General features: G+C 41.3%; 16 protein-coding genes and 1 rRNA gene. 10 read left to right on the forward strand and 7 right to left on the reverse strand.

From position 1 onward, the window contains the following. Nucleotides 1–3 precede the first annotated feature (3 nt). From NLX74_RS22330 to NLX74_RS22365, 8 genes are all read left to right on the forward strand, one after another. Nucleotides 4–594, forward strand: a complete 591-nt coding sequence (locus tag NLX74_RS22330; protein WP_254330276.1) for a TetR/AcrR family transcriptional regulator — start codon at nucleotides 4–6, stop codon at nucleotides 592–594. A gap of 18 nt (nucleotides 595–612) precedes the next feature. Next, the gene (locus NLX74_RS22335; protein WP_061831669.1) at nucleotides 613–1,239 is read left to right on the forward strand and encodes an HXXEE domain-containing protein; all 627 of its coding nucleotides are present in this window, start codon (nucleotides 613–615) and stop codon (nucleotides 1,237–1,239) included. Nucleotides 1,240–1,358: 119 nt separating this feature from the next. Continuing rightward, complete coding sequence (locus NLX74_RS22340) at nucleotides 1,359–2,054, forward strand: DUF4309 domain-containing protein (RefSeq protein WP_254330278.1); 696 nt, start codon at nucleotides 1,359–1,361, stop codon at nucleotides 2,052–2,054. A 150-nt stretch (nucleotides 2,055–2,204) separates the two neighbouring features. Then, complete coding sequence (locus tag NLX74_RS22345) at nucleotides 2,205–2,732, forward strand: TetR/AcrR family transcriptional regulator (protein WP_069291900.1); 528 nt, start codon at nucleotides 2,205–2,207, stop codon at nucleotides 2,730–2,732. 213 nt (nucleotides 2,733–2,945) lie between these two features. After that, nucleotides 2,946–3,536, forward strand: coding sequence for a sulfurtransferase TusA family protein (locus tag NLX74_RS22350; protein ID WP_254330280.1), 591 nt, complete (start codon nucleotides 2,946–2,948; stop codon nucleotides 3,534–3,536). Next, nucleotides 3,533–4,048, forward strand: coding sequence for a DsrE/DsrF/DrsH-like family protein (locus NLX74_RS22355; RefSeq protein ID WP_254330282.1), 516 nt, complete (start codon nucleotides 3,533–3,535; stop codon nucleotides 4,046–4,048). Before NLX74_RS22350 ends, NLX74_RS22355 begins: the two co-directional genes overlap by 4 nt. 76 nt (nucleotides 4,049–4,124) lie before the next feature. Beyond that, nucleotides 4,125–4,391: a metal-sensitive transcriptional regulator gene (locus NLX74_RS22360; protein ID WP_013310304.1), complete on the forward strand. Its 267-nt coding sequence runs from the start codon at nucleotides 4,125–4,127 to the stop codon at nucleotides 4,389–4,391. A gap of 289 nt (nucleotides 4,392–4,680) precedes the next feature. After that, nucleotides 4,681–5,361 (forward strand): YetF domain-containing protein, encoded by a 681-nt coding sequence (locus NLX74_RS22365; RefSeq protein ID WP_254330284.1) that lies wholly within the window; start codon nucleotides 4,681–4,683, stop codon nucleotides 5,359–5,361. 25 nt (nucleotides 5,362–5,386) lie between these two features. On the opposite strand, the gene NLX74_RS22370 is transcribed toward NLX74_RS22365, so the two are convergent. The 7 genes from NLX74_RS22370 to NLX74_RS25910 form a co-directional block, all read right to left on the reverse strand. Then, entirely contained in the window at nucleotides 5,387–5,797 is a 411-nt protein-coding gene (locus NLX74_RS22370) for a GerAB/ArcD/ProY family transporter (RefSeq protein ID WP_367997057.1), read from the reverse strand. Then, complete coding sequence (locus tag NLX74_RS22375; protein ID WP_367997058.1) at nucleotides 5,718–6,122, reverse strand: GerAB/ArcD/ProY family transporter; 405 nt, start codon at nucleotides 6,120–6,122, stop codon at nucleotides 5,718–5,720. The genes NLX74_RS22370 and NLX74_RS22375 overlap by 80 nt, the downstream gene beginning before the upstream one ends. Nucleotides 6,123–6,130: 8 nt before the next feature. Then, entirely contained in the window at nucleotides 6,131–6,322 is a 192-nt protein-coding gene (locus NLX74_RS22380) for a GerAB/ArcD/ProY family transporter (protein WP_254330291.1), read from the reverse strand. A gap of 37 nt (nucleotides 6,323–6,359) precedes the next feature. Then, on the reverse strand, nucleotides 6,360–6,590 hold the full coding sequence (locus NLX74_RS22385; RefSeq protein WP_254330308.1) for a Ger(x)C family spore germination C-terminal domain-containing protein: 231 nt from the start codon (nucleotides 6,588–6,590) through the stop codon (nucleotides 6,360–6,362). Next, nucleotides 6,591–6,836 (reverse strand): spore germination protein, encoded by a 246-nt coding sequence (locus NLX74_RS22390; RefSeq protein ID WP_254330310.1) that lies wholly within the window; start codon nucleotides 6,834–6,836, stop codon nucleotides 6,591–6,593. Then, nucleotides 6,781–7,104: a spore germination protein gene (locus tag NLX74_RS22395; RefSeq protein ID WP_254330311.1), complete on the reverse strand. Its 324-nt coding sequence runs from the start codon at nucleotides 7,102–7,104 to the stop codon at nucleotides 6,781–6,783. Before NLX74_RS22395 ends, NLX74_RS22390 begins: the two co-directional genes overlap by 56 nt. 72 nt (nucleotides 7,105–7,176) lie before the next feature. Further along, nucleotides 7,177–7,587, reverse strand: a complete 411-nt coding sequence (locus NLX74_RS25910) for a spore germination protein (protein WP_254330313.1) — start codon at nucleotides 7,585–7,587, stop codon at nucleotides 7,177–7,179. 229 nt (nucleotides 7,588–7,816) lie between these two features. Here NLX74_RS25910 and NLX74_RS22405 point away from each other — a divergent pair, with 229 nt between their 5' ends. Together NLX74_RS22405 and NLX74_RS22410 are read left to right on the forward strand one after the other, a co-directional pair. Continuing rightward, nucleotides 7,817–8,977: a trans-sulfuration enzyme family protein gene (locus tag NLX74_RS22405; RefSeq protein ID WP_254330315.1), complete on the forward strand. Its 1,161-nt coding sequence runs from the start codon at nucleotides 7,817–7,819 to the stop codon at nucleotides 8,975–8,977. Between the two features lie 448 nt (nucleotides 8,978–9,425). Next, nucleotides 9,426–9,487: ribosomal RNA gene (locus NLX74_RS22410) — 16S ribosomal RNA — on the forward strand; the annotation flags it as partial.

The raw sequence follows: 9,487 nt of genomic DNA on the forward strand, positions 1-9,487 counted from the left end.
AACATGAATCACCCAGACAAAAAACAACAAACCAAAGAAAAAATCTTAGACGCTACGCTGGAATTTATTCAAAAGGAAGGTTTTGAGGCGGTTACAATCCGGAAAATTGCCGACCTGTCTGCTACTAATATTTCTTTAGTTAATTATTATTTTGGCTCCAAGGAAAATCTGCTCAGTGAAGCTATTGAAGTGATATTAAATGGCTTTCAGCACACCTTTTCTATTTTGGACAATACAGCGATGCCCCCCCAAGATAGACTGAAACAGTTTTTACTTAACTATCTGCAGATCATTCGTCAATATCCAGAGCTTCTTTCGCGAATTATTGCCATGGGCAGCACGCCCTTTACATCTCAACAGGAATACGGAAGGTTTTTAAACATAATGGGATTTCCAAAGGTTCAGAGCACGATCAAGGAGCTGACAGGTGAGCAACAGCCGGAGCGCTTGTTAGCGATGATGCTGCAAATATTTGGAGCTATTTTTCTGCCTGCACTGATGAGTCCAATTCTTGAATCAGGGGCAGTTGTGGAAATACCTTCAATAGAGGAACAATTAAATCTGCTGTTCGAAAGATATTTTGATCAAAAATAAATCATAGGAGTGACTAATATGAATTTTTTGAGAAAATATTGGCAAGATGCAGGGGCTATAATCGGTGTGGTTGTATGTATTGTTTTACTTATGAATCCAGCTATCCTTTCGGATATAACAGGCATGTTATGGTTGAGTTTTGTGGCTATATTGTTTCATCAATTTGAGGAGTACCGCTGGCCTGGATATTTTGCTGGTTTATTTAACAATGTTATGTTTAAAAGTGACACACCGGATCATTACCCTTTAAACACTCAATCAGCGATGATTATCAATGTGGCAATTGCCTATGTGTTTTATCTGCTTCCCGTATGGTTTCCGCAAGTAATCTGGCTTGGACTCGCACCAGTTTTTATGGGATTCTTTCAGGTCGTTTGGCACGGCATCGTTGTCAATATTAAAGCAAAAACCTTATATAATCCTGGCTTGTTTACAGCACTTCTCCTGCATGTTCCAGTCGGAATCTGGTATATTCATGAAATAGTACAGCGAGACATCCCAACGGCAATAGATTGGATTGCGGGTACGATCTACTTTGTTTTTGCTGTATACATCTTCATCATTAAAGGGAATATATGGTTGAAGAAGAGTGACTCTCCTTACTCCTTTTCTAAACAACAGCTGGGAGCTTATGGTCGTAAATAGGGTATATTAGAAAATCATCAATGTCCTGTTTACAAGTTGGAAACAAGTAGAGGTATTCCGGAAATGAGGTTCGGTTACACTTGGTTTGTACCCAAGAACAAGGAAAGAGTGATCTTATAATGAAGCATACACATCAATCTTATGATCGTAAAAAGTTGGCTTACAAGCTAATCACCACTAGTGCTTTATTGGCTATAGGTTTTGCTGTGATGACAGGATGCAGCAATAGCGGGGAGGAAAAATCAACTGCTCCTACTAAAGCAGAAACAGTCACACCACCTGCTAGTTCTACAAATCAAAACACGGATCTCAATACTAATGGGCAAGGCTCAACCTCTACCCATCAAGAACCTGCCAGTAGTACAGCTTCATCTCACGGTAAACACAGCTCCGCAGCTGCTATACTCAGCGCAGCCAAGCAGGGGACCTTACCGAATTTGCCTAAAGGTCTTGGCTTGGGAACTAGTAGCGATTTGTTATTTGAACTGTGGGGGAAATCCGAGTCAGGTTCTACAGGTCCTATGAGAAGCTATGCTAAGTATCATACAGACATCATGCTGGATGGAAGTGATAAAGTTACAGAAATTACATCTTCCGATCCAGACTATAAGAAGTTGCTTATTAAACAAGTTGTTGACGAATTGGGCAAACCTACGGAAACCGTTGACACCTCTAGAGACATACCTGACACAGCAGAAGCTAATTATACGATCAATAACACATCAGGACTTAGTTATTATTTAGTATTTTCCTATCAAACCAAAACGAAAAAGATCAATTATATCCGTATATATTTTAACTCTAAAACACCATAATTGGATGTATATAACAGAGTCGTTTCCGTCAGAATTGCGGAGGCGACTTTGTTCAAACTCATTGCATTTTTAGGTTATGTCGTTTATACTAATTTGTAATTGATTAATCACTAATCGGAAAACTGTGCTAAATAAAGGGATGAAAAAAACATGGCTAAAGCTACGTCAACCTCTATAAATCGCCAAAAGGAAATCATATCTGCTGCTATTGAAGTGTTTGCAGAAATGGGCTACTACCGAGCTACAACAGCCAAAGTTGCGGAACGGGCCAATATTTCTCAGCCCTATGTCTTTCGTTTTTTCGCTACCAAGGAAGCGTTGCTTGTTGAAGCCTTGAAGGTTTCATTTGCACGTATCATAGAATCTTTTCACAGCGTCATTCATTCGGCCTCATCTGAACAGCTCGAGCAAGAGCTAATTGCAGCCTATTCGCAAATGATGATGGAATACCGCAATGAAACACTTTTGCAAATGCAGGCGCAGACGATTCGCGAGGATGAGGTCGTAAGCGTGATGCAGCAAGGATTCCGTGAAATTCATACGACGGTCTATGATGCTTTCCGACGGGCAGGTATTGAACAAGCAATGGAAAGAACGATGCTTTTTCTTGCCAGAGGTATGCTGTGCAATATTTCGATGTCGCTGGATCTGCCAGAACTGATGAAAAAAGACGATTAATTTGGGTTTATGCATTAGAGTCGCGTTTTCTCGCGGCTTTTTTGCTTTTAATTTTATTTTGTTCAAGACATGATTTCGTTTGCTTCTGAGAAAAAACGGCCAAATAAGTTGACAAAAGAAGCGAGTCTCGTTATCCTAATACCCATAGGGGTATATGTATAATTGGGATTTAACTAAGCTAAGCCCTCTCAAAAAACAGACGGAGGTACTACAATGTCATCAATTAACAATATCCAAGCAGATCGTATTCTTGATTGCAAAGGGCTAGCTTGCCCTATGCCTATAGTAAGAACAAAAAAGGCTATGAATGAGCTCGTTCCCGGAAAGATTATGGAGGTTCAGGCGACTGACAAAGGTTCATTAGCCGATTTTCAGAGCTGGGCCAAAAACACCGGACATCAATATTTGGGCACTCTCCAAGAAGGAGATGTAATGCGACATTATTTACGCAAAGCAAATCCGGCTGAAGTGAAGCAGGAGCAAATATTTTCTTCTACGATAAGCTATGAAGAGCTACAAGCAAAATGTTCTGGAAACGAGAACTTCATTTTGCTTGATGTTCGTGAACCCGCTGAATTTGCGCTTAAACATATCCCTGGATCTAAGCACATCCCTCTTGGTGAACTGGAGAACAGACTCTCTGAACTGAACTTGGAAGAAGAAATCGTAGTGATCTGCCAAGCTGGAGCACGCAGTGAAATGGCTTGTCAGCTATTAGTTTCCAAAGGCGCTAATAAAGTCAAATCTGTACTTTCAGGCATATCCGAATGGGCTGGAGAGACTAAGGGAAGCGAATCCATATGAGTACGACAGCCGGAATTTATACAAATAATCAAGAACATGCTCAGCCCAAAACGACGATTGTATTATTCAGCGGGGAGCTGGATAAGGCGATTGCTGCATTCATTATTGCGAATGGAGCGGCAGCATATGATCATGAAGTAACTATTTTCTTTACTTTTTGGGGGCTAAATACGTTACGCAAGGATGAAATCGTGAGCACCAATAAGGGAATGCTCGAAAAAGCCTTTGGCTTGATCATGCCTCGTGGACCCAAAAAGCTTGCACTATCCAAAATGAATTTTGCCGGACTTGGTCCACAGATGATCAAGCATGTCATGAAAAAGCACAATGCGCTTTCCTTGCCGCAGCTTATAGAGTTGGCACGAGAGCAGGGGATCAAGCTCGTCGCCTGTACCATGACCATGGATTTGTTAGGGCTGCAGCAAGAAGAGCTAATCGAAGGTTTGGAATATGCTGGAGTAGCCGCCTACTTGGGGGATGCTTCGCAGGGCAAGGTGAATCTATTTATTTAGGGTATCCTATTTATTTTTTTGGTTTATAATATACCTATACGTGTATATGGTAAGTCAAAAAAGGAGTGCATTACTTATGGATTACAATTACAGTGATGAACTGAAAACGCGCCTGAGGAGGATTGAGGGACAGGTGCGTGGGGTACTTCGTTTAATGGATGAAGGAAAATCGTGCAAAGACGTCGTTAGCCAGTTATCTGCCGTACGTAACGCATCAGATAAAGCGATTGCCCAAATTGTAGCAGAGAATCTGCAACGATGTATATTGGAAGAGCAAGAGGCTGGAGGAGACACGGATAAGCTGGTTAAAGAAGCGATTCAGCTTCTTGTGAAAAGTAGATAATCCTGACTCCAGAGTCCAAGCTAGCGGGCAATGATATCACTATGCACAAAATTACGGGAGCTGGCATATTGCCTTTAACCAGCCACATATATTGGACGTGGTTAAGAGTTTTTTGATAAACATCTGAAAGATTAAGATTATATAATAGCCGTAATTAAAAAGTTCGCTGCCTCTAGTTGGTAGCGGGCTTTTTTAATCGTACAATTTTAGGAATAAGCCTCTGTTTATGCTGAGGTAGACAGGTGTAAATAACACATAAGGAAAACAACTTCTTCCGGGAGGCATACTTATGGAGGTATTTGTTACGATTGGTGTCAAATTGATCATCAGCTTTTTTGGCTTGTGGATCATTACTTTTATTACAGGTCGGAAAACACTCAGTCAGTTAACACCACTCGATTTCCTAACATCATTGGTGTTAAGCGAAATTGTGGGAAATACGTTATATGACGATAAGGTAACCATTGGGCAGCTATTGTTTGCTTTGGCACTATGGTGCGCGCTGGCCTACTTTTTTGAAAAGGCGACGACCCGTTTTGTGAAATTTGGCTATATGGCAGAAGGTCGAACAGTGCTGCTCGTGGATAAGGGCCAGGTCAATCAAGAGATGCTTGAAAAATATGATATAGAATTTACACAGTTGCTCACCATGCTGCGCCAGCAAAATATTTTTTCTCTACGTGAGGTCTGGTATGCCACGTTAGAGACGAACGGTTCATTGTCAGTCATGCGCAAACCCGAATACGAGCCACCTGCTGCTCAGGATATGGGAATAGATGCACAGCCTGATCTATTTTCTGTTACTGTCATTGATAAAGGAAAGCTTCTGAACGAATCTATGCGTGGGAAGTCAATCGATATTGAAGAGATTAAAGCAAAAGTGCGAGAGCAGGGATATGATAGTCTCGATGAGATTGCCTATGCAGAGTTTAGCGAGGATGGAACACTTCACATCGTGCCGATGAAATAGAAAAAGCACAATAAAAGAGGCTGAATTACGAATCGGGCTGTTTTTTTAGCTTCTTTCTTTTTCTAATAACTATTACTATAAGAAGCAATGATGGGAGGATAAACTGAAAAATAGGAAACCAAAAAGTAACCACAGTCTTCCGACCCGTCATAATGTGATGAGTGTAGTTAGGGGATAGAAATGAAAGCCCATAAATGAGAGCTCCGAGAGGCAAAACCCATTTTTTAAATCCAATTTTAGTTATTTTTTCAAGCCCTATCACGGCACCATTAAAAAATGCGACCATTTTGATAATTAAGCCAAGAAAGAGGAGCAAGGTGAAAAGTGCATCCATGCGTTCGAACACTTCTGCCAATTCAATCAATTGTACAGTTTCCAAAAGAGGCAGCGTGCTGCTTGCGGCGATCTTGGAACCCAGAACAAAAATAACCATCATATTCCAAAATAGGAAGTATAAACTCAAAGTGAAAAAGGCCGGTGGCCGGGATTAATACAGTAATTACAGTAAATGCAATCGCAAAAACAGGTAAAAGAATTAAGCTAAATGAAAACAATACTTTGTATCCGTAACGAACCGTATTGGATATAACCATGACTGTAATCAAGGTAATGACCCATATTGGTGTTTGGTTCAGCAAAGTCATCACTGTCACCTCGCCTAAATCGCGTAAATTCCGGGAAGTTTCATATGCAAAATATCCAACAAACAACAGGTTGAAGAGTGTACCCCAATATTTCCCCATGTATCGCCGAAACAACATGTACAAATCTAAATTAGGGCCTGATGGTGAATGGCTAGATGAAGCAGAAGGACAAATAGTCCTACTAAAGCTCCTATTAGCATAGCTAACCAAGCATCTTGCTTAGCTTCATCACCTATTAAATACAGGGTTGTACTTCCCAACTCAAACAATGAAATACAGACGATCAACTCTGATACCCGGAGTGTATTTTTACTCATGGCTTACATTCACCCCTCCCATATTTATTTCATGCATTTAATTATCATTTTCAGATTCCAGCAGTTCTTTAAAAGATTTTTGAAATAACCCTGGGCGTTTAATGTTTACTTTTACATCTAGTTCCATGTCCATGCTTGCCAACTCTTTAGGCCACGTTTCCTTAATTTTTTTCCAATCTTGAGAATATTTTTGGTGGATTTTATTCCCGATTCCAACAAGATCGATATTCCGTTTCTGAGCTGCTTCCCATCCTTCCCGAATTTGCAACTACTTTTGGATATCAGACTCATGATCACCACCAGTATCATCTGAACTGTCAGGATATTGATGGGTTGCTTGTCTCGTCTTGTTAGGGCCCGATTTTTCATTAGGTCTTGTTTTCATAGCCCACCACGGTGCTCTAATGACCAAGTCCTTAAAATTGGACTTATAGGAGGGGCTGTAGGGCATAAAATAATTAATGCCGAACGATTTGAGTGCTACAAGGTGAACCAAAAGGGGGATGATCCCCATCAGAATACCGAATAGCCCCAGTGCTCCTGCTAGCAGCACTGAGAGCAAAACGCAATAACCGGACTGCTGAGCGCATACTAAAATACGTAATTTCAAAGTTAGATATAGCTGTGAAGGCAACAACGATAACCATTGCACCTGAGACCAGTCCGGCTTGTACTGCTGCTTGCCCAATAACCAGAGCCCCTACGATTGAAACGGCTGGTCCGATGACCCGGTGCATCCGTACACCGGCTTCACGAATCACTTCAAACATTAATTCCATCATGAATGCTTCCAATAATGCAGGAAAAGGAGTACCTTCCCGTTGAGCAACCAACGAGATATCCTCTGTAAATCCTTATTTAGGCCCCCTAATGACGGTTTGGGAACTGGGCTCCTCAACAGCTCTTCTGACCCCGCCTGCTATGGAAATGGCCAAAGCACATAGATTACCGTCAATCACAATGACAGCACTTCCGGACAAGATAGCTTGATATATCTGATTTTGCGAATTGATGATTTGAAGCAAGTTTTGGTCAATCAGTCCTTCAATATAACAAACGGCAAATTGGCCGGCATGAGTAGGACTTTCGGGAAAATCACGAATAATAAAGTCAGAACTTTGCCCAAGTTTAAATTTGAGCAAAGATAGAGTATGTGCTAATGATGGATTTATAGGTTCTGAAGAGGCTTGCTGTTTGGATTTTTTGATATCCTGTGTGTACCTTTTTCCAGGTTTCAGAACATTTCTAATCCAACGTGTTAACACATGTGAGCCCCTCTTTTTTGATAAAGCCTATCTTTGCCCTGCAACCTAAAATATACGTTATTTTTATGAATTGGATACTTATTGAAAAACATTTGGCTCATAATTTTCCGAATTTCGCAAATCAACCACCACAGGGTCTAGAGGAGTTTACATTATAGAATATTTGAGTTCCGGATTGAGGAGACTACCTCATACGGGTTTGAAATTTTTTAGAAAGTGGTGATCAGGTTTGAGTTTCTCGGATGATCAGCTTATCTGTCTCAAATTTGAGGGCGAACTAGGGTATTTTGCTAAGGCTGCTGCTCCTCCTATTTATGAGACTGCTCCATTTTTCTTTGATACTTACGAAGATTATGCTGAAGCAGCTAATAATGAAAAGGAGCATTATGTCTATTCGAGGGGAACCAATCCTACCGTTCAGATTGCAGAGCAAATGATTGCTGCGCTGGAAGGTGGGGCGGACTGCAAGTGCTTTGCTTCCGGAATGGCTGCTATCAGCGCCGCGCTAATGTGTAGCTTGTCCGCAGGGGACCATCTGATTCTGGTCGGACACATATATGAAACCTCCGTCAGCCTAGCCCAATATTTAAAGAGGTTCCATATAGACTATACAATCGTACATTCGACTACAACAGAAGCAGTCGCTGGTGCCATCAAACCGCAGACCCGAGCTATTCTTATGGAGTCTCCTACCTCATTCACATTCGATATGGTAAATATTCAGGAGGTAACTTCGCTTTCCAAAGCGAAGGGTATACGCACAATCGTAGATAATTCATGGGCTACACCCCTTTTCCAAAAACCATTGGAATGGGGCGTAGATATCGTTGTTCACTCCGCATCCAAGTACTTGGGTGGTCATAATGATTTAATTGCAGGGGCAGTGATCGCTTCTAAAGAGATAATAAACCGTATGTATGCTGAAGAGTATGAGTTGATTGGCGGCTCGTTAGGCCCTTTTGAAGCCTGGCTACTCATTCGGGGGCTAAGAACACTCCCGCTCCGAATGGAAGCCCATCAGAGAAACGCTTTGTTGGTTGCTCATTTTCTATCAGATCATCCGGCCATTTCCAAAGTGAATCATCCCGGACTCCCTTCTCATCCACAACATGAGCTCGCATGTAGACAGCTCAAAGGCTATGCCGGATTATTCAGTTTTGAACTAAAGGATTCGACTTATGAGGATATATGTAGAGTGATCAATAAACTGCGACTGATCCGGATCGGTGTATCTTGGGGGTCCATGGAGAGTCAGGTGATCTCACCAAACTACGGCTTCAATAAGCAGAGTCTAAAAAAACAACACATGCCTGAATCGCTTATCCGCTTGGCTGTAGGGCATGAGCCCGCTGAACTTTTGATACAGGATTTAGCTACAGCTTTAAGCTAAACGAACATTTCAGGATTTTTATCATAAAAGCTAAAGCAGCAGCTCATCCAATACATAAAGAGCTTCTGCTTTTCTGATTTATGACGTTTATACCTGATCAACTTTGCACTTCAAGTAGGAGAAAAGAGAGTTTCGGTTATTACAGGTAAATCATCGTGTGTTGGAGTGTTTTAATAAAAACTACACCGTTTAGCAAACTGGTAAATATTACAACTTGCCTGATGGGTATACACGTGATAAATTATATATCCAGCCAGTTAAACGGCTGTTGATTTGATCTTTGAAAACTGAACAACGAGTGAGTACGGATTTTGTTTACAAAATCCAACGCAGAAATTTTGGTACATGCCATTAGGTTGTATGAAATGGAAGCGAACAAGAGATATTTTTATCTCGTCAGTTTCAACATGAGCTCATCGCTCTTTCGATAACCAGCTTCGGTTGGTCTTTAATGGAGAGTTTGATCCTGGCTCAGGACGAACGCTGGCGGCGTGCCTAATACATGCAAGT

Source organism: Paenibacillus sp. MZ03-122A (genome assembly GCF_024213325.1).
GTDB lineage: Bacteria > Bacillota > Bacilli > Paenibacillales > Paenibacillaceae > Paenibacillus > Paenibacillus polymyxa_B.